The organism is Indolivaga macrotermitis (assembly GCF_900128985.1).
In the GTDB taxonomy this organism is placed as follows: domain Bacteria; phylum Bacteroidota; class Bacteroidia; order Bacteroidales; family Dysgonomonadaceae; genus Dysgonomonas_A; species Dysgonomonas_A macrotermitis.
Map to the genome: position 1 here is coordinate 18,139 of NZ_FQUC01000017.1, position 21,154 is coordinate 39,292.

A 21,154-nucleotide genomic window follows, 5' to 3' on the forward strand; every position below is an offset into this window, starting at 1 on the left:
TATATTAAGTTGAACTATTGGATATTACTCGATAAAGTCAACTGTCTCTTCTCCGATCATTTTGCGAAGTGTATTTTTCAACTTCACATATTGGATAAACAAGTCGTGTTCTGCGATCTTACTTGGCTCGTGCATTGGGCTCTTGAAGTAGAATGACAACCAGTCTTGGATACCACTCATACCTGCGCGTTGAGCAAGGTCTGTGAATAACACAAGGTCAAGACACAAAGGAGCTGCCAAGATAGAGTCACGGCAAAGGAAATCCACTTTCAATTGCATTGGGTAACCCAACCATCCGAACAAGTCAATATTATCCCAACCTTCTTTATTGTCTTTGCGAGGTGGGTAATAGTTGATACGTACTTTGTGATAAACGTTTCCGTAAAGTTCAGGATAAAGGTCCGGTTGAAGAATATTATCAATAACCGACAATTTAGACTCTTCTTTAGTTTTGAATGAACCTGGATCATCAAGAACTTCTCCATCGCGGTTACCTAGGATATTTGTAGAGAACCATCCGCTAAGACCCAACATACGGGTTTTCAACATAGGAGACAATACTGTCTTCAACATTGTTTGACCTGTTTTAAAGTCTTTTCCACTGATAGGCACTTGTTGTTTAGCTGCAAATTCCCACATTGCAGGAATGTCTACTGTAAGGTTAGGTGCACCATTGATATAAGCAACACCTTCTGCAACAGCAGCATAAGCATATAAGTTAGAAGGAGCTATATCTGCGTGGTTTTCTTTCATGGCTTTTTCAAGAGTAGCCAATGATTTGTGAATTTCACCTAGTGGAGTGAATACTTCTGTACTACCACACCAGATCATAACCACACGGTCACAGTTATTTGCTTTTTTGAAGTCGCGGATATCAGCTCTTACTTGCTCCATTAATTCCCATTTGGTAGGAGCTTGCTTTACCCATGTTCCATGAAGTCTTTTTACGAAATTCTGATCGAATACCGCTTTCATAGGTTTGATAGCAGCTAGTTCGTCTTTTACTTTGTCAAGATCTTCATCGGTTAATACTTCTGCATGTTTAGCGGCTTTATAAACATCATCTTCGAAAAGATCCCATCCTCCGAATACGATGTCTTTAAGGTCTGCCAAAGGCACAGCGTCTTTGATCTTTGGGAAACGATTTTCTTCTCTTTTACCCAAGCGCATAGTAGCTAATTGAGTAATAGAGCCAACAGGAACACCTAATCCTTTACGAGAAATTAATGTACCTGCGATAAAGGTAGATGCTACAGCACCTCCAACTCCAACAACAAGAACGCCAAGTTTACCATTGGCCGGTTTCAATTGTACTTTTTCCATTTTAATTTTTAGTTTAAAATACGCCACAACCCGTGGCAATCCTTTAAATATTGGCACTCCAAACTATTTCGGAATGCATATAATAAAATAGTCTTAGTATAAGGCCGTTCTCCATTTTATTCTCCCAACCCGGGCTTTTCCGCTTACCGGAACCTGATGGTCCAAAGTAAACTTCCATTTTTAGAGACTGAATTATACTACCCCTATAATATTTCAAAAACAAAGTACACGAGAGTCTCCACTCTCTTCACTTATTTAATCGAGTTGAAAAACATCCTTCAACTGCATAAAGTCTGTTATTATCACATCTGCTGTAGCTCCGTCTTCGTCGTCGCCCCACCCTTTTCCCTTTAGCCACACTGTCTGGCATCCGTTCTTTGTAGCGGGAACAATATCCTTCGAATGAGAATCACCCAATACAACGATATTGCGGGCAGGTAAGCCTAAAGCCTTAACTCCTAATCCAAATATTGCAGGATCGGGCTTACGGACTCCGACTACCGCAGATTCTATAATTTCATCAAAGAACTTCAACAGTCCGAAATCTTCGATAACTGCCTGAACATTACCATAAAAATTAGAAACCAACACCATCGGATAACGCTTGCGCAATTGTTCGAGTATAGGTTTCTCTTTTTCAATAATATCCTTGGCAAAGGTATAACATTGATTGGAAATAGCAAGTGAATATGATTCTGTTTTATCAACATCCGTCAGCATTTTATTTTCAACCAAATATTGTAGTTGCAAACCGGCTTTTATCTTCAGCAAATCATTAAAATTATGGTGTGGCTCCACCACAGGATTTACAGCCAGAAAGCGCTCTGTGTATACATAAGCTTCCCTGAACTGCTCTTTGGTTACAGGTACTTCTGCTGATACATAGGCATCCCAAAGCACCTCTGCCCAGTGTGTTCCGTTACTATCTATGGTGCCACCATAGTCAAAAATAACTCCTTTAATTTCTTTCAGATCAAACATAATTTACAAATACTATCCGTAAAAAGGTACACATAGGTGTCACTTCTTTGTTACTTTCATGTATACTTTTTGTTTACTTTGTCACCTTACTAAAGAACTATTAATCAAACACTAAAACCTCTAAAAGTGACAAAGGTGACAAAATACACACCAAAATTTATTTTCGTCTTACCCGTATACTTCAAGCAAGAATATAGCGCTCTATATTATATAGATAAAACGAAAAAATCTTAAATAATGGCAAGTAAAACTACTGACCCTTTACTTCTAAAAGCAATAAACAGGTCTGCGGCATTAATACTTTCCGGCATTAATATCCTGTGCGAATTTCCTGCAAATACGCTCGTGGCTCATTACCATATAAATAAGTATCGCATTCAGGACAGTAAGTTCAAATACAAAATAAATCCACGGTTGTTTAACCAGTATTGATATAAACAACACAATGGCTCGTGTATTGAACGACAAAATGTTAGTCCATTTCATCAAAGGTAAGCTTTTTTCCCTGAAATCCTTGCGGAATTGCTCAGGAGCAGTTTCCCCGTATTTGTCTTTCAATGATTTAAACATTTTCTGAAAAGCAGGAGTCCAGCTTTCCTGCCCTTTAGTATATGCCCGGTAAAGAAACAGGTAAGTCTTCTCAAACCAACCGTCTTTAACACTGATGCTATTGTATTTTTCGTTTAGCTCTACCGAATTATCCAGTTCGCTTCCCGACTTTCCTTTCAGGAACAGCAAATGGATATTGCGGTAATAATCTGCCATAGAGGCTTGTTTCGAATGAAAGTATCCAGCTATAATTGCCAACAGCCAGATATATCCTCCAAAAACAGGCTCTAATCTCATACATATAGCAATATAAATAGATGCGAACCAAAGATCTCCGGCAAATCCATCCAGAGCACGCCCTAGTGGAGAAAAGTTTTTGGTCATACGAGCCAGTTGCCCGTCCGCACTATCATACGAATTTGCCCAGATAAGCAGGAAAATCCCCAATATGGAAATCCATAGCTCATCAAAATAAAAACAAACACCTGCGGCTATACCAATGAATATACTGGCGATAGTTACAACATTAGGGGTAATTCCTAACTTTTGGAACAATAACGCCCAACGATATCCGATAGGACGATAAAAATAAATATCGATAAACTCTTCTGTATCTGTCGATTTTAGAGTTGATTCTAACGATGGTTTATTTTGATCCGACATAATTTGGTTATTTATGTTTTAAATCCCGTTAATCGATAATAATAACGGACTAATATTTATTTCAAATTCTTTTGTACCTGTTTATGAATACATTCTGCTATTTTCGGTGCAGCCTGTTCTCTACAGGGAGCAAAGCTGGGCCAGTCGTTAAAGTCGATGATCTTGAACGACCCGTCTTTAGCAACCACACAGTCTCCGCCATATATTTTTACGTTCAGTACTTCTCCGGCTTTATCGCAAGCTTCTTTCAATGCCGCTACCGAAAAAGGATACATATTGGCTGCTCCATTGATCTCTTCCAATCCAAACTTACTGTGACTGATATCGAACGGATAGAAATGGAAAAAGAAGTCGGTATCGGCCACTCCATAAAACTTCACTAAGTCGCCGACCAGATGCTCATTTATAACCGCATTGGGAATACCACGGAATGCAAACTCTTTCAGTATCTCTTTGGCTTCGGTTATACTACGGGCAAAAGCAACGTCTTCGCGGTGTATTGCATGAAAATCTCCGCGTTTCAACCAATAAGCATTGGCATTCATAGCCTCTAGCTTTTCGGTGGGATCTTCGTTAGAATCCACAATAATACTTTCGGGATGCGGTATCTTATTTTCAATCAGTATCTCGGTCATTTTCCCTCTGGTACAGTTTTCGATGCCATAAGCCGAATTTACAACTACCGAACCTTTGTCTTCGAGTTGCTTCAGCCATTTTATGGTACTCTTATCACGCGCCATATTGAAAATGTAATCATCTTTGATATCACTCAATACAAATTCGGATTCGGTATAATCCTGAACTTCATATCCCATTTCCCTGAGTGACTGGGCTGTCATATTATATATAGTACCATCATTTCCTATGTGATTAGGAGAATATTTAGTCTGGCGTTTCACGCCTGTTAATCTAATCTTAGACATGTTGTTTTAGTATGGGGTATTTACTTTTTGATTTCTTTCCGTTTTTAGCTATTCAAGAAGGTTTCAGCCTTAGCTATATCTTCAGCATGGTCTACGTCCACAATCTTAGGGAACGGAAAAGCTTTTATAAACAACCCGTCGGTAATAAGTTGCCTCTGGAAATTCCGCATTCTCGATTGCCCGCCCGATAAACATGCCTCAAGTGTATCTATTGCTTTGGGTGTCAGCCCATAAATTCCTCCTGATATATACTTACATGAATCCGATTTATCCAGAAAACCTGTAACCTTCATATTATCATCCACATCTACATACAAAGGCTTTTCGTCATCGATATAATCGGTCACGGCAACCATTCCATCTGCGTTTTCATCCGCAATAAAAGCTTGTATGTATTTGGTGAAATCGTCTTCTTTAAATATAGTATCTACTGTAGTTAAGCAAAATTTTCCTTTTCGAAGATAATCACGAAGTTCAAAAAAACTGTGCATCGAACTGGGAGTCGATTTTACCACAATATTCAACGGAATACTCAGCTTTATTTGCTTCACATATTCCTGAACCTGTTTCATTTCTTCATTTACAATAATGCTGATAGAGTCTGCATTATTCTTTGCAAAGATGTCGATCAGTCGCTGAATCATTGCTATCCCATTGAGTTTTACCAATGGTTTGGGCAAAGCTACACCTTCCTGAGCTAAGCGCGAACCTTCGCCGGCCGCTATTATCGCATAATTCATAATCAGTCGTTAGGTTCTTCTTTAGTCAAATCCAAAGCTTCGTCACCTCCTTTTTCGTAATATAACTTACGAAGAGGGTTAACACGTGCCGACTCATAAGCCTCACGGTTACGAAAAGTATCGATAGCCATGTAGATAGCTTCACGGAACGATATGTCCGAAGCCTCGTTCTTTCCTGCTATATTATATGCTGTACCGTGCGCAGGCGATGTACGTATAACAGGTAGTCCCGCGGTAAAGTTGACGCCTTCTTCCATTGCCAGTGTTTTGAATGGAACTAATCCCTGATCGTGGTACATAGCCAATACTCCGTCGAAAGAGGAATAATGTCCCGAACCGAAAAATCCATCGGCCGCATATGGGCCAAAGCAAAGGACTCCGTCGGCGTCGGCTTCTTTCAGAGCAGGTATGATTATATCGTTTTCTTCGGCTCCCAGCAACCCATTCTCTCCGGCATGCGGGTTTAGGGATAAAACTGCAATACGTGGCTTATCAACATTGAAATCGCGCATCAACGAGTCATTAAAAATATGTATCGTTTGCTTGATTTTGTCCTTTGTTATATTCTGTGGAACTTGTGACAAAGGCAAATGACCTGTAACCAAGGCGATACGTAGAGCATCCTTAGCCAGAATCATAAGAGACTTATTACCGTTCTTCCCGAATTTTTCTTCGAGATATTCGGTATGCCCCGGAAAATGAAAATTATCCTGTTGGATATTATCTTTATTTATAGGCGCTGTTATCAACACATCTATAAGTCCTTCTGCCAAATCTGCGGTAGCACGCTCTAATGCCATTAAAGAAGCATCTCCGGCCACCTTTGTAGATTTACCCAGTTCAACCTTAATGTCCTCAGGAATACAGTTGATCATATTTACTTTATTGATCTCTGCTTCCTGTGCGTTTTGTATCAGGTTAAAGGTTACGGGAGGCAGTTCGAGAGCTTTGCGATGGTATGCAGCCACTTTCGTTGACCCGTATATAACAGGAACACAAAGCTCTGCAATCCGGAGATCGCCAAAGGTTTTAAGGATAACCTCGTAGCCGATACCGTTTATATCGCCGTGCGTAATTCCAACTTTTATCATTCTCGTTTTTTATTCTTTAAGTAATGAAGGCACAATGCCTTACTTTATTATATCAAGCCACTGACTGGCTAATAACTCAACATATTCGACAAAGCCTTTCGCTTTATCCAGCTGATGTATACTATATTCGGGCTGCCCTTCTACAATTGTATTGTCGAACGGGGCATATCCGTCATGCAGGTATATATATACATCTTTCGTTTCTTTATGATAGAATGTAGCATTACCATTCGATTCCAGTGCAAAGGTCACAAAATCTTCGGAATTTAAAGGCTTCACACCTTCTTTTTTGCACTGTTCGATATATTTTTCTTCCCATCCGCCGAAACCTATAGCTGAATCGGACAAACAGAATGTAAAGTTATTATTTTTTATCAATGTATCTGCCTTAACTTCATAAGGTTTGTCGACCCATGTCTGGATAATTCCACCCAATTCGTTAGCTAACAGTTGATGTTCGTCGATAATATTACGCCCCTGCGGTACGCAATGATCGACACGGCACACCCAACCTACTGTCGAGCCGTCGGCACGTGTCCATATATATTGTCTGAAACGTAGTCCGTGATTTATTTTAAAATCTACCGTCAACGTTTGCTGAAGCAAAGATGCCATTTTAGGAAAAGTCTTTGCAAAGTCTTCACTGGGGCTAAAATGCCCCCCTTTAAATTCTGATAACCTGATGTCTTGTCTTTTTACCACTGTCATAACATTTCTCCTTTCTTACTCTTCTCGGTAGATAACATTCCGCAAGCTGCGAAAATATCTTCCCCTCTTGACGATCTTATAGTACAGGTAATACCCTTACTTGTTACAAAATCGCGAAATTTAACCATCACATCGTTTGTCGAAGTTTCCAAATCGACATTCGGTATAGCATGAAACCGGATAAGATTGACCCTGCAATCTAATCCTCTGATAATCTTCACTAACTCTTTGGCATGTTCAATAGAATCGTTAAACCCTTTGAACATAATATATTCAAACGAAAGCCGTCTTTGCTTCGACCAGTCGTACTGCTTCACCAAATCCAACACTCCCGATAACGGGAAGGCTTTTTCGGCAGGCATAATAGATAATCGCTGATCAGCAAACGGACTATGTAAACTAATTGCTAAATGTGCGTTACTTTCTTCTAAGAAAAGCTTCAACTTTGGTGTAACTCCTGTGGTAGATACGGTAATTCTTTTCGGGCTCCAGCCGAAACCGTAATCGGAAGTCATTATTTCGAGGGCATTTTTCAGTTGTCCATAATTGTCCAACGGCTCGCCCATTCCCATGAAAACAACATTGGTAAGATCATCCGATTCGTCAACCGAAAAAAGCTGGTTGATTATATCATGCGACTTTAAATGTCCCGATAATCCTTGTTTACCTGTCATACAAAATAAGCAATTCATACGGCAACCCACCTGAGACGACACACACAGTGTAGCCCTGTCATCTTCGGGAATCATAACAGACTCTATAAACTTACCGTTATCCGTTTTGAAGAGATATTTAACCGTCCCGTCTATCGAACGTTGATTTTCTACGGGATCAGTGCGCCCTACATCATACTTTTCGGACAGCAATGCCCGGTTTGTCAATGATATATTCGACATCTCGTCGATAGACATCACTTTCTTTTTGTAAAGCCAGTCGGCTAACTGTTTAGCCGTAAATTTTGGTAAATCACACTCTTGGACGACCTGTTTGAGTTCGTCTAAAGTCATTCCCAATAAGTGTATCTTTTCTGTCATTATTATTTTTAAAAGATGCTTATCTCAATGTTATTGGGATAAGCATCTGATCTATTTCAATTAATCTTATCACAAACGTTTCTGAATTTCTTCATGCGCTTTTTCGAAACCGGGTTTGTTCAACAGGGCAAACATATTCTTTTTATAAGCTTCTACTCCCGGTTGGTCAAATGGATTAACTTCCAGAATATAACCGCTGATACCGCAAGCTTTTTCAAAGAAATAAATCAACTGACCTAAATAATATTCGCTTAGTTCGGGAACTTCCACTTTGATATTAGGAACCCCTCCGTCCACGTGGGCCAACTGAGTACCCAGTTCTGCCATTTTATTTACGTAATCAACACGTTTACCTACCAAGAAGTTCAATCCGTCCAAATCTTCTGCGTCAGAAGGTACTTCTACTTTGTGATGTGCATTCGCTACCGAGATCACAGTTTCGAAGATTGTACGCTCTCCTTCCTGAATCCATTGCCCCATAGAATGCAAGTCGGTAGTAAAGTCTACAGCAGCAGGATAAATCCCCTTATTGTCTTTTCCTTCACTTTCGCCATAAAGCTGTTTCCACCATTCAGCAAAGAAGTGAAGTTTAGGATTGAAGTTCACCAGAATTTCTATTTTCTTGCCTTTCTTATACAATTCGTTACGAGTAACAGCATACTGCTCGGCTAAATTCTTTTCGAACGGAACATCCGGTGTTGTATTCTTTTCCATATACACAGCACCTTCCACCAACTTTTTAATGTCGAAACCTGCAACTGCAATAGGCAACAAACCGACAGGAGTAAGTACCGAGAAACGTCCACCGACATTATCAGGAATTACATACATCTTGTAACCTTCGTTTTTAGCCAGCGTATGTAATGCTCCTCTTGCGGCATCAGTAACGGCAACAATACGGGTTTTAGCAACTGCTTTTCCTACCGAATCTTCCAGTTCTTTCTTCAGAATACGGAAAGCAAGAGCAGGTTCTGTTGTAGTTCCCGATTTTGATATATTAATAATACCGAACGATTTGCCTTTCAGATAAGCTAGTAGCTCATAAATATAATCTTCTCCGATATTTTGTCCGGCATATACAATAACCGGATTCTTACGGTCTTTTTGCAACCAGTCGAATGAATTGGAAAGGGCTTCGATTACAGCCTTTGCTCCTAAATAACTTCCTCCGATACCAACAACCACTACTACTTCGCACTTCCGTAACTCGTTTGCGGTAGCCTGAATATCATCCAAATGAGCCGAAGTGATAGACGTTGGTAAGTTTAACCATCCCAAGAAATCACTGCCTTTGCCTGATCCCTTGTGGAGAACTTCATTATACTGTTTTGCTAATGCTGCCTTACTCTCGATTTCAGCTTTGCCTACAAAGGACAAAACCTTATCTAAATTTAAGCTAATAACCTTTTCCATAACTAGTTTTTATAAATATATAAGTAAGTATTTAATAGATGTCTTATTTATCAGAGAAGCTAAAGTTTCTTCTTATTTCAGAATCTCTCTCAGCCTTTTTATCTCAGCCCGTGCCGGAGCCTTTTCGTAAAGAACATTATATACCGTGTCGGCAATAGGCATTTCCACATTGTAACTGTCGTTCATCTCCATGATGCACTTTACGCCATAATAGCCTTCGGCTATCATCTCCATTTCTATCTGGGCTGCTTTCACCGAATAGCCTTTTCCTATCATAGACCCGAATGTACGGTTACGACTGAAACTGGAATAAGAAGTTACCAGCAAGTCACCCATATAGGCAGATTCGTATATCGTCCGTTTTATGGGGGATACTGCATCCACAAAGCGTTCCATTTCCATAATTGCATTGGATACGAGGACAGCCTGAAAATTATCTCCATACTTCAGTCCGTGGCAAATTCCGGCAGCAATAGCGTATACATTTTTCAATACCGCAGCCAACTCTATCCCACTAACATCGATAGAAGTGGAAGCCTTTACAAAACGGTTATTAAATATATTTGCAACCATAGCCGCCCTGCTCAGATTAGGACAGGCAATAGTAGGATAAGTAAGGCGCTCTAATGCTATTTCTTCGGCATGGCAAGGCCCTCCTATAATAGCCATATTTTCAGCAGGGATATTATAGTATTGAGTCAGATAATCTGTAACGACCAGATTTTCGGGTGGGATAATTCCTTTTATTGCCGATATAATAAATTTATCTTCGAGCGGTACTTCCAACTTTTCCAGATGGCCTTTCAGAAATGGTGACGGAACTGCGAGTATCAATGTATCGGAGTTCTTAACCACCTCATTTATATCTGAAAAAAATGTAATTCGATCCAGATTAAACGGTACGTTCGACAAGTAGGATGGATTGTGCCCGATACGAATAAAATCTTCGATCTGATCGGGGCGGCGCATATACCAGTTGATGTGCGTTTCTTTCGTTAGAACTATCTTGGCTAAAGCTGTAGCCCATGTTCCTCCGCCTAAAATAGCTATTCTTCCCGGAATTTTCATTTCATTATATTCTGGTTCAACATCAGGTACCTTTTGCATCAATTGATTTTTCCTATCCAGGATTGAACTTCTTCGTCTTTAGGATTTGTCAACCCCAATTTGTGTTTTTTATTGAGTTCACACAATTCCTGACGCAGTTTGTTAGGATTCACTTCCTTTAAGTTCTCAACAAGCAAGTAACCGGCCTTTTGTATAGCAGAAACCCATTCTTCGGGTATGCCTGCCTCAGTATATTTAGATACAGAATCTCTCTTCACCACCTTCTCTGGTCTCATCTGAGGGAACATAAGTACTTCCTGAATAGACAGCTGTCCTGTGATCAACATAACCAGACGATCCATACCGATTCCCATTCCTGATGTAGGAGGCATTCCGTATTCCAAAGCCCTCAGGAAATCCTGATCTATAAACATAGCTTCATCATCTCCTTTTTCAGACAACTTCAATTGTTCCTCGAAACGCCCTCTCTGATCGATAGGGTCATTCAATTCAGAATAAGCATTGGCCAGTTCTTTTCCATTGACCATCAACTCGAAACGCTCTGTCAGATCAGGATTATTCCGGTGACGTTTACACAACGGAGACATTTCTATTGGGTAATCGGTTATAAATGTCGGCTGAATGTAAGTTCCTTCACATTTTTCACCGAAAATCTCATCGATCAATTTACCTTTACCCATAGTTTCGTCTTGCTCTACTCCCAGCTGTTTGCAAACTTCGCGAAGCTGGTTTTCATCCATTCCGGCAATGTCGACACCTGTTTTTTCCTTGATGGCATCAATCATTGTTACCCGTTTGTATGGTGCTTTAAAGTCGATAATATTATCGCCTACCTTTACTTCGGTTGTTCCTAATACATCAAGGCTTATCTTTTCGAGCATTTGCTCGGTAAATTCCATCATCCAGTTGTAGTCTTTATAGGCTACATAAATTTCCATTACGGTAAATTCGGGATTATGTGTACGATCCATACCTTCGTTTCGGAAGTTCCGCGAGAACTCGTATACTCCATCAAAGCCTCCGACAATCAGACGCTTTAGGTACAACTCATTTGCAATACGAAGGTATAAGGGAATATCCAGTGCATTGTGATGTGTTATGAACGGACGTGCCGAAGCTCCACCCGGAATACTCTGTAAAACAGGAGTATCCACTTCAAGGTAACCCTTCTCATTGAAAAAGTTACGCATAGAGTTAAACACCTTTGTCCGTTTTACGAAAATATCTTTTGTGCCTTCATTAACGACCAAGTCAACATAACGTTGACGATAACGTTGTTCGGGATCGGTAAAACCATCATAGGTCACCCCGTCTTTCACTTTTACAACTGGTAACGGACGAAGTGATTTTGACAATACAGTCAGACTTTCTGCATGGATAGATATTTCTCCCATTTGGGTACGGAATACATATCCGGTGATTCCAATAAAATCACCAATATCTAATAATTTCTTGAATACAACATTGTACAGATCTTTATTTTCATCCGGACACAGATCATCTCTTGAGATATACACCTGAATACGCCCTTCCGAATCTTGCAACTCTACAAAAGAGGCTTTTCCCATAATACGGCGTCCCATAATACGACCTGCAATAGACACCTGCCGTTTTTCGGGGGCATCGTCTACAAAGTTCTGTTTTATCTCTTGTGAGTAAGCATTGGTTTCATACAACGCCGCGGGATATGGGTCTATGCCCAATTGACGCATTTCTTCTAGACTGTTTCTTCGAACAATTTCCTGTTCACTTAATTCAAGGATACTCATTATAATTTTCTTTTCTTTAATCTAATTACCTTTCTCTTACTTGCTTTTATTTTCAGACAAGAAGATTCCGTTTTTAAGAATACCACATCACAACCTATTAAACATTTGCTGTTTTGTAATAATTCAGATTTTCCTCAATACTACTTTCTTCTATAGATTTTTATAAAAAGTCGCAAGTTGTAAAATTACAAATTATTGGGTTTATATTCACATATATTCAATAAAAAAAGAATAAGGACTCATCAGAATCCTTATTCTTTTCAGATATATTTTGTCGATATAAAGCTTTATCTTAAAATTCTTTCGGCAAGGTTCTTTGCCTTTTGTATCTCCCGCTGATCTTTTGTACTGGATACTCCGTAATCATCCAAATCGGGTATAACCAGATTGGTTCCTATAGGAACACGGTTCGGGTTTTGAATTCTGCTTTTATTAGCCTGATAAATATACACCCAGAAGTCTCCGTTTCCGTAATGCTTTGTCGAAAGGTTGCGTAATGTCACCCCTCTTCTGATAACATCGTATTTAGGCTTCGACTGTTGCTTCTTTACCTCCTCGGTTTTATTTGCGGCAGTCTCCCGTGCTGCTACTTCGGTTTTAGGTGTCTTTGGTGGATATTTAAGCAAATACATTTGAGCCTTATTTATCACCTCTATCTTTAAATTCTTTGATATTTCCCTATCCGGTACATGCGTTTTTTTAGAAGCCGAATCTTGCTTTGCAGGAACAGGCGCAACGTTAGCAGGTAATGCTGCAGGTGTTACTTTGACCGAATCTGCGGATCTGTTTGTTTTCAAAGAATCCAGCAGTGAACTTGTTTCAGCTATACTATCATCCGCTTCGTCGATCAGAGGTAGTGTATCGGATGTTGTTAAATTCAACCTATCCAGTTTATTCTCATAATCGTATTTTACATTGAATAGCGGAATAACGTTATATGCAATAAATCCGAGGACAACCAAACCCAGTAATGTCCATGGTAACACCTTCTTTATCTTGTCACCTAAAGTAGGGGCATAATAGTCATGATAAGGTATTTCTACATCATCGATATTCTCGGAATATGCTACACTTCTGATTGTTGTAGGCTTATTATTTCCAACCTGATTAACAACAGGTTCTATATTCTTATCTGCATTGTCGGAATCTTCAATATCTAAGAAATCCGTTTCTGATATAACTATATCATCATCCCGTAGAAGCGGACGCTCCGGATCTTCATCGGTAAAGATTTTATCATCGTCAGATATATGCTTCAAATCCCATGGGTTTGATTTTGCTGCCGAAGCATCCACAGGTTTCTCTTCTGATGGCTTGGACAACACTTTCGCCGGAGGCAAAGTCACATCGTCTTCGGTCTCTATTTCAGAATCAACATCGATCAGATCATCCAGCTCCAATTCTGATCTCGATGGAACGATCGGCTCAATATATTGCTTTTCCGAGTCCCTCTTACGTGTATCTGGTTTTATCTTATCCTGAGGGGTTGCTTCTGTAACAATTTCGTTCTCTACTACATCTGGTGTAGGCATTTCCTCTACAACCCTCTGTTTTTTCTCTTCCGTTTTTATTGGAGCAGACACAGTATTACTCTCTACATCCTGCGGTACATGCTCTTCCTTAACTTCTTCTACTTGCTTTGGTTCGGGTTGCTTTTCTGGCTGAATAGAATAATCCTGCGTCGGTGTTCTATCCCCTTTTACAGGAGGAGCTGTATTAACAGAAACACTTACCAAGTCCTCTTTAGGCAAGGTGATTGTGATGGAATCGGGTTTCTTTTCCGTCGAGCTAAATGTATATGTGTATGAATACGAGCTAAATGACGGATACTGAACCGGCGGAGTAGTTGGTCTTACCGGTTGTCCTTCAACCTTATCTTTAATTGGTTGTTCTATATCTTTTTTTGCCTCTTCCGGTTTATCTTCGGGCATCTTTGTTTCTTTCGGATTATTACTCACAGTTTCCTCTTGTGGAATATCAATGATATATTCTTTTTCATCATCCTCGCTTATATCGTCATTCAAATCGGCGTCATCAGACGAATCAAAATCAACTCCGTCTTCCAACAAAATTGTTTCGAATTGCGAGAAAGGTTTATTAACTAAATTTTTTAACGTTTTATCGGGTACAAAACTCAATTTATAATGAGCCCGTATTTCTATTTTTTCACCGGTATTAACATCGACACTTTCACGACTGCTTACTGCTACCAGCTTAAACGTACCAAAATCTTTGATCTTGACAGAGTCATTCTCAAAGATACGGTCGAGTATTAGCTGGAAGAATTCCCTAAAAAAAGAGTCTGCTTCCTTTTTTGTTATTTTAGACTTCTTGGCCAGAAGGTCTACCAAATCCTGAAGTGCTAGCTTATTACTCATTTTCAGACAGTTTTTTCAGTTTATCTTTCACTACTTGTCCTGGCCTGAATGCCGGAGTAATTTTAGGAGGTACCAGAAAACGCTGTTTTGAAACGGGATTAACAGAAACCCGTTCCTGCCGCCTCTTTGTTTCGAATAGTCCGAAACCTTGAATATTTATTGAATTAGTACTTGCTAAGTTAGTATTTACAATCGAAACCGCATCTTCTAAAACAGATGCAGTCTGGTTCTGGCTCCAGTCCAACCGTCTCGAAAGTTCAGCTATTAATTCCTTATTTGTCATAAATTCTCAGGTTTCGTGTGACCTTAAATTTTACGATACAATGTCCGCATATATATCAAATGGCTCGGCACTTGTTACTTTAACATTGTATATCTCCCCAATTTTCAATTCTTTATCTTTAGTTACCAATACTTCCGGATCCACCTCAGGCGAATCAAATTCCGTACGGCCTATATAATAGTCTTCGTCTTCTCGATCAATTATAACTTGTAATACTTTACCTATTTTCGCTTCATTAGAATCTAGTGCTACACGCTCCTGGATAGCCATTAACACATCCATTCTTTCCTGCTTAACACTTTCCGGTATATTGTCTTCGTATTCGGAATAAGCATATGTGCCTTCTTCGTTTGAATAAGGAAAGGCGCCCATCCTTTCGAATTTTACGTCTTTCACGAATTGTACCAATTCTTCAAAATCAGCATCGGTTTCACCCGGATGCCCTACCAAAAAAGTTGTACGGATATGTATCCCCGGTACTTCCCGTCTAATCCTATTAATCAGCTCAATAGTTTCCTTTTTAGATATATTCCTTCGCATTTTGGTTAACATATTGTCACTAATATGCTGAAGCGCTATATCAAGATATTTACAAACGTTATCTTTTTCGCGCATAACCCGAAGTACATCATATGGGAATTTCGCAGGATATGCATAATGTAATCTAATCCACTCTACCCCATCTACTTCAGATATTCGCTCTATAAGCTCTGCCAGCTTCATCTCTTTATAGAGGTCTAGTCCATAATAAGACAAATCCTGAGCTATAATCTGGAATTCTTTAACACCTTGCCCGACAAGCGACCTCACTTCCTGTACGATTTCTTCTATCGAACGGGATTTATGCCGTCCTGTCATTATAGGAATAGAACAATATGAACAAGCCCTGTTACACCCTTCTGATATTTTCAGATAAGCATAATGACTGGGTGTTGTAAGTGCTCTTTCGTATTCGACATCCTGCTTGAAAGACTTCCCTAAGTCTGATATAAGCCCCTTCCATCCGAATTTTCCGTAAAATCTATCGACTTCAGGTATCTCGGTTCGAAGCTCTTCCATATATCTTTCAGATAAGCAACCCATTACAAACAGCTTGCTTAACTTCCTATTCTTCTTCGCTTGTGCAAACCCCAAAATCGTATTAATCGATTCTTCTTTTGCATCGCCTATAAAGCCACAAGTATTTATAACCACTATTTCACCTTCTGGCTTTTCGGGATCATGCTTCACAGTATACCCATTAGCCAACAATTGCTTCATTAACATCTCAGAATCTACCAGATTCTTCGAACAGCCTAATGTTACAACATCTATCTGATTCTTTTTCATTCAGTTAAGAGACATCTCTAGTCCGCAAAATATATGCAATATATTAAATTGCAACTTCAAAGGTAACACAAATTAATGACCAAACAAGGAGTCGACAAATTCTTTTCGCTGAAAAACCTGTAGATCATCAATACCTTCGCCCAGTCCTATATACTTTACCGGTATCTTAAACTGGTCTGAAATCCCGATAACGACACCTCCTTTTGCCGTACCATCCAGCTTGGTGATAGCCAGAGCTGTAACATCTGTAGCCGCTGTAAATTGCTTAGCTTGTTCGAATGCGTTTTGTCCTGTCGAACCATCCAATACTAATAACACCTCGTGAGGCGCACCGGGCACTATCTTATTCATAACGCCTTTTATCTTAGACAATTCATTCATCAGGCCAACCTTATTATGCAAACGTCCTGCAGTATCGATGATGGCCACATCTGCATTATTAGCTTTAGCCGAACTTATCGTATCGAATGCGACTGATGCAGGATCGGCTCCCATCGACTGCTTAACAACCGGCACATCTACCCGCTCGCCCCAAATAACGAGTTGTTCTACGGCGGCGGCGCGGAAAGTATCGGCAGCTCCCAGATAAACGGATTTTCCGGCTTTTTTAAATTGATTAGCCAGTTTTCCTATGGTTGTAGTTTTCCCTACGCCATTAACTCCGACCACCATAATTACATACGGCTTCTGGTCTGAGGGTATAGAAAAACCATCATTATTATCACTTGAATTATTCTCGGTCAGAAGATCTACAATTTCTTCTCTCAGTATCTTGCTTAACTCTTCTGTATTTACATATTTATCTCTGGACACACGTTCCTCGATACGCTCGATAACTTTAAGAGTAGTATCAACCCCGACATCCGAGGTGATCAAAACTTCTTCGAGATCATCCAGAACGCTGTCATCAACTTTAGACTTTCCGACAACAATACGGGACAGTTTCGAAAACATGCTTTCTTTTGTTTTCTCCAATCCCTTATCCAATGTTTCTTTTTTCTGTTTCGAAAAAAAGTCTAAAATACCCATACCTGAAATCTATTACTTTTTATTTTGCAATCATTCGTGCTATCCCGAAGATACAACACAAATCTACTAAAGGAAAAACGAAAAAACCTCCTAACAGTTTTATGAAAGGAGGCTTTTAAATATTTTTAACAAGATTATTTCGCAAAATAATCTTTTACAGATTCATTCGGAACCATTTCTTCTTTAAATGTGTAAGCTCCGGTTTTAGGAGACTTTACCATTTTGATTACTTTTGCATAATTACGACCATCTTTTGATGATGGGTCGCGGTAACCTGCGACTGTCTTCTTTGCCATGGTTTTATCTTATTTTACTTGATTTCTTTATGTACTGTCATTCTCTTCAAGATAGGGTTGTATTTTTTCAACTCCAATCTTTCAGTGGTGTTTCTTCTGTTCTTAGTAGTGATATATCTTGATGTTCCTGCAAGACCACTTTCTTTGTGTTCTGTACATTCCAATATCACCTGCACTCTGTTTCCTTTTGCTTTCTTTGCCATTTTTTAGGTCCTCCTCTTAATTTAAGCTTTCAAATAACCTTTTGCTGCCGCATTTTTCAACGCTGCATCCAAACCGATTTTATTAACTGTGCGAAGACCTGCGGCTGAAATATTAAGGCTAATCCAGCAATCTTCTTCTACCCAATAGAATTTTTTTCTAAATAGGTTGACATTGAATTTTCTTTTCGTTTTCTTATTTGAGTGCGAAACATTGTTGCCAACCATAGCTTTTTTTCCTGTAATCTCACAAATCTTGGACATCGCTATTATATTTTATTTTTTATTTATTTTATTCCTTGTCGCAGTAAAATCAGGGTGCAAAATTAAATCTTTTTTTGGAAACAACAAATTTTTATTGGTTAATAACTTAGAGCCTGTTTAAATTTTATTCAACAATAATTTTATCGCTGCTATTTTTACCAAATCAGAATAAAATCATTGAATACCTTTTTAAGCTATGTTTTCGTTTACGCTCATAAATATAATAAAGTTTTTTCTATATATTGTCATTCGGTACAGATTAGGTCAGCCAGATAGACTTCATCCATAATTTACTTAAGCAGATTCTTACAATTAAAAGCAACGAGAATTTATATTTATACCAAGAAATGGTTGCTGAGATCAATTCGAATATAGAAAAGCTTACCAATAATTTGAAATAATCTCAAAGCTGTGAATCTGCCATTCATCAAAGATTGAAAATAATTTTTTTAATCAGAAACCCATCCCTAAATTAATATAAAAACGCCCTCCGTCCTTTGACCCGAAATAAGAAAATTTACCGGTATATTTTTTGAAAAACGTAAGCCAGAAACCTCCTCCGCATGAAGTATGCCAGTCTTTTGACGATTCTTCGGGATACCAGACACGGCCGTAGTCAAATCCTGCAAATATTCCGTAATCCAACGGTGTAAATGGGTTGTCGAGCCGCCCTAAGTCTAACCGAAGGTCGGTAAACTGATAATATGATTGTTTCCCGACAAAACGGTTATCCCGGTATCCTCTCAGCTTAACTGTCGAAGCCTGATAGAACTCATATTTATCAGTAAACAAAACATTGCCATTCAGTTCGGTGGCAAAGACAAGCCGGTCTGTGATATTAACATTGACACCTCCACTAGCTTTCCAGTAAGTAAAGTTCCGGTCTGCTTCGCCCAGATTCAGCTTCCAACCCAAAGTAGTAGAAAATTGAACTTTAGAAACTGTCTCCGATAGCTCCTTACCTATTTCGTAAGTTAACCCCAGATCCAGAAATGTTTTGCTCTTGAATATCGGATCGCCATGTTCATATATCTGATTGATATAACGTCCCTCATCGTATTTATCTTTTAGCTGGAAGAGCTCAAAAGATGCAGTTCCGACTAAACGGTGTTTTTCGTTTAATCGCCAGTAAAGAGAGGGCGCAATATTGTATTTGTCTATTTTAACCTGATTAAAGCTATTTTTCTCATCTTTATATCCCGGCGTATGGTTACCAAATCCAAAGAAGTTATAGAAATTATTAGGTGTACTTAATGAAGCTTGTACAATAAGATTGAATCGTTCGTCAAACGGAGGGAAGAAGCCCAGATACGAAAACCCCTGGGCATAATTAAACCCTAAACGGTGGCGATATGTATAAGGCACTCTTTTGAAACCATACATTGTATATGTGGCATAAGCTCCAAGCGACAACCCTAAATCAGAATCATATATACCCATGGGAGTAAAATCAAATGTACTGTACTTCAATTTCTGATAGTCGTATTGATGTACACTCTCTACATCAGTCAGAAGTACCTTTGCATTGTTTAAGGTATCTGCCTCCTTTTTGTAGTTTTTATAATCGTAAATCTTGATCCGATTACCGTCTTCTACATTATACGAATTATTACCTTTTCCTCCTATCAGCAATACGGGTATCGATTTTTTCCGGTCGCCCTTCACTTCAAACCTGTCATCTCCGTCCAAACCATATATCCATATCTCCGAACTGCGTTCATTAAATACTTTCTGGTACTGAGACTTTATTACACTATCGTTAGATATACTAATCAATAATGAATCTTTTGACAATTGTTCTATCTCAAAATGGTCATCACCTGTAGTTCCGACTATTACCGGAGTTTTTTGAAGAAAGTCGTAATAATTACCTGCTATTTCGGCTAATTGAGACTTCCTTTTTTTCAGATCCGATTTAATCTTTTCGGTTTCCGCTCCCCTTATCTCTTCGGGAAAGCGATCGAAAGCCTCATTTATTTTGCCGTCGGTCAGTTCACTCTGGATCAACTTAGCTTCCTTTAGCCACACATCTTTTCCGCTCCTGCTCGTCAGAGTAACATCTAATGCCAACCCCAGAGAATTACTCCTTTTCGCTTTTTTGAACTCATCGTCGTAATTCGATATACTACCGAGGTTTAAAACCCCAAGCATGGGCTTCAAAAACAGTCCGTCCACTTTGGTAAAAGCATGGTTACGATCGATGACAATGGGTGAAAACACCAAACTATCTCCATGCTGTTTTTCCCGCCAACGCCAGTTCTCGGGTATCCTGTTCCAGTCTCCGATCAGCATAGCCAGTAAACATTCTCTGATATACTCTTCCTGATCTACAAAATAGGACTTGTTTTCCCGCATCTTTTTCAGAACCTCATCCGTCGTTCGTATTGTCGAATCCTGCGAAAAAGCCTTCAGGTCATACAGCGCAACTAACCTATCACTAATACAAGTACCATCTGCAACGGTATCGGTAGTTGCATTCTTTGGTATATAATATAAATGAGGATTATAAGATGACAGATTCAAATCGCTTGCCAAATGGTCGGCTACCAAAAACGAATAAGGATTGGTTATTGTATAGGCATCTCCGATGAATTTATCGAGATACGTTTCTTTAAACTCTTTTTTGTTATATATATCCTGAAAAAAAGACGATTGCCAGAATGTGGTTGATCCCCCGACTAGCTTTATCAAAAATAACTCTCCTTGAGCATTTTTCATAAATAGTCCATTAGCATGAGGTACTTGTTTTACAAGACTTAGCCCTCCATGTGTCATCAACAAATCGACAATTGGTACACGCACCGGAGTAAGATAGATATCCCGGTAATGAGTCCCCCAGAGCGTATTATAGAAATCACTATGTTGGAATGCCCCTTTCGGATAAATTGATTTCAGTATAAAATCAGGCTCTTCTCCCTGACGCTTTTCTCCATACAACTGTGTAAATATAGTACCATACAACAACAATACAAACACACTGACTATACGCAGATTTCTCCTCAATTTTCTATCAATCACAGACATGTATCCTATGAGCATTTTATTTGATTTACTTATCCCAGTATCTGCCGGTTATTATTTATAGCCTGCCATACGAAACAAAGATAATTTAA

At 39.2% G+C, this 21,154-nt stretch carries 19 protein-coding genes; all 19 read right to left on the minus strand.

The annotated features are described in order from the left end of the window. Nucleotides 1–24: 24 nt before the first annotated feature. The 19 genes from BUC12_RS16950 to BUC12_RS17040 all read right to left on the minus strand — a co-directional run bounded on the left by BUC12_RS16950 (nt 25) and on the right by BUC12_RS17040 (nt 21,080). Nucleotides 25–1,323 (minus strand): inositol-3-phosphate synthase, encoded by a 1,299-nt coding sequence (locus BUC12_RS16950; RefSeq protein WP_062182788.1) that lies wholly within the window; start codon nt 1,321–1,323, stop codon nt 25–27. Nucleotides 1,324–1,578: 255 nt separating this feature from the next. After that, a complete protein-coding gene (locus tag BUC12_RS16955; RefSeq protein ID WP_062182785.1) occupies nt 1,579–2,304 on the minus strand; it encodes an HAD family hydrolase in 726 nt (241 codons plus the stop codon). 294 nt (nt 2,305–2,598) lie between these two features. Then, a complete protein-coding gene (locus tag BUC12_RS16960) occupies nt 2,599–3,516 on the minus strand; it encodes a CDP-alcohol phosphatidyltransferase family protein (protein ID WP_062182782.1) in 918 nt (305 codons plus the stop codon). A gap of 56 nt (nt 3,517–3,572) precedes the next feature. Continuing rightward, on the minus strand, nt 3,573–4,439 hold the full coding sequence (locus BUC12_RS16965) for an ATP-grasp domain-containing protein (protein ID WP_062182779.1): 867 nt from the start codon (nt 4,437–4,439) through the stop codon (nt 3,573–3,575). Between the two features lie 44 nt (nt 4,440–4,483). After that, nucleotides 4,484–5,179, minus strand: a complete 696-nt coding sequence (locus BUC12_RS16970) for a nucleotidyltransferase family protein (protein ID WP_062182776.1) — start codon at nt 5,177–5,179, stop codon at nt 4,484–4,486. 2 nt (nt 5,180–5,181) lie between these two features. Next, nucleotides 5,182–6,270 (minus strand): 4-hydroxythreonine-4-phosphate dehydrogenase PdxA, encoded by a 1,089-nt coding sequence (gene pdxA / locus BUC12_RS16975; protein ID WP_062182773.1) that lies wholly within the window; start codon nt 6,268–6,270, stop codon nt 5,182–5,184. Between the two features lie 39 nt (nt 6,271–6,309). Next, complete coding sequence (locus tag BUC12_RS16980; RefSeq protein ID WP_062182770.1) at nt 6,310–6,978, minus strand: hypothetical protein; 669 nt, start codon at nt 6,976–6,978, stop codon at nt 6,310–6,312. Beyond that, nucleotides 6,975–8,012, minus strand: a complete 1,038-nt coding sequence (gene rlmN, locus BUC12_RS16985) for a dual-specificity RNA methyltransferase RlmN (RefSeq protein ID WP_062182767.1) — start codon at nt 8,010–8,012, stop codon at nt 6,975–6,977. Before rlmN ends, BUC12_RS16980 begins: the two co-directional genes overlap by 4 nt. A gap of 69 nt (nt 8,013–8,081) precedes the next feature. After that, nucleotides 8,082–9,425 (minus strand): glucose-6-phosphate isomerase, encoded by a 1,344-nt coding sequence (locus tag BUC12_RS16990; RefSeq protein WP_062182764.1) that lies wholly within the window; start codon nt 9,423–9,425, stop codon nt 8,082–8,084. Between the two features lie 72 nt (nt 9,426–9,497). Then, complete coding sequence (locus BUC12_RS16995; protein ID WP_062182845.1) at nt 9,498–10,493, minus strand: NAD(P)H-dependent glycerol-3-phosphate dehydrogenase; 996 nt, start codon at nt 10,491–10,493, stop codon at nt 9,498–9,500. A 38-nt stretch (nt 10,494–10,531) separates the two neighbouring features. Next, nucleotides 10,532–12,262, minus strand: a complete 1,731-nt coding sequence (gene lysS / locus BUC12_RS17000; protein ID WP_062182761.1) for a lysine--tRNA ligase — start codon at nt 12,260–12,262, stop codon at nt 10,532–10,534. A 287-nt stretch (nt 12,263–12,549) separates the two neighbouring features. Beyond that, a complete protein-coding gene (locus BUC12_RS17005; RefSeq protein ID WP_062182758.1) occupies nt 12,550–14,640 on the minus strand; it encodes an HU family DNA-binding protein in 2,091 nt (696 codons plus the stop codon). Next, nucleotides 14,633–14,923 carry an HU family DNA-binding protein gene (locus BUC12_RS17010; RefSeq protein ID WP_062182755.1) on the minus strand — a complete coding sequence of 97 codons (291 nt, stop codon included), beginning with the start codon at nt 14,921–14,923 and terminating at the stop codon, nt 14,633–14,635. The genes BUC12_RS17005 and BUC12_RS17010 overlap by 8 nt, the downstream gene beginning before the upstream one ends. 30 nt (nt 14,924–14,953) lie before the next feature. Beyond that, a complete protein-coding gene (rimO, locus tag BUC12_RS17015) occupies nt 14,954–16,252 on the minus strand; it encodes a 30S ribosomal protein S12 methylthiotransferase RimO (RefSeq protein ID WP_062182752.1) in 1,299 nt (432 codons plus the stop codon). A gap of 72 nt (nt 16,253–16,324) precedes the next feature. After that, the gene (ftsY, locus tag BUC12_RS17020) at nt 16,325–17,281 is read right to left on the minus strand and encodes a signal recognition particle-docking protein FtsY (protein ID WP_062182749.1); all 957 of its coding nucleotides are present in this window, start codon (nt 17,279–17,281) and stop codon (nt 16,325–16,327) included. A 134-nt stretch (nt 17,282–17,415) separates the two neighbouring features. After that, complete coding sequence (locus BUC12_RS17025) at nt 17,416–17,577, minus strand: DUF4295 domain-containing protein (protein ID WP_073357331.1); 162 nt, start codon at nt 17,575–17,577, stop codon at nt 17,416–17,418. Between the two features lie 14 nt (nt 17,578–17,591). Then, complete coding sequence (rpmG, locus tag BUC12_RS17030; RefSeq protein ID WP_026625380.1) at nt 17,592–17,780, minus strand: 50S ribosomal protein L33; 189 nt, start codon at nt 17,778–17,780, stop codon at nt 17,592–17,594. A gap of 21 nt (nt 17,781–17,801) precedes the next feature. Further along, a complete protein-coding gene (rpmB, locus tag BUC12_RS17035; RefSeq protein ID WP_062182746.1) occupies nt 17,802–18,041 on the minus strand; it encodes a 50S ribosomal protein L28 in 240 nt (79 codons plus the stop codon). Between the two features lie 453 nt (nt 18,042–18,494). Next, nucleotides 18,495–21,080: a ShlB/FhaC/HecB family protein gene (locus BUC12_RS17040; protein WP_139262103.1), complete on the minus strand. Its 2,586-nt coding sequence runs from the start codon at nt 21,078–21,080 to the stop codon at nt 18,495–18,497. Nucleotides 21,081–21,154: the final 74 nt, after the last annotated feature.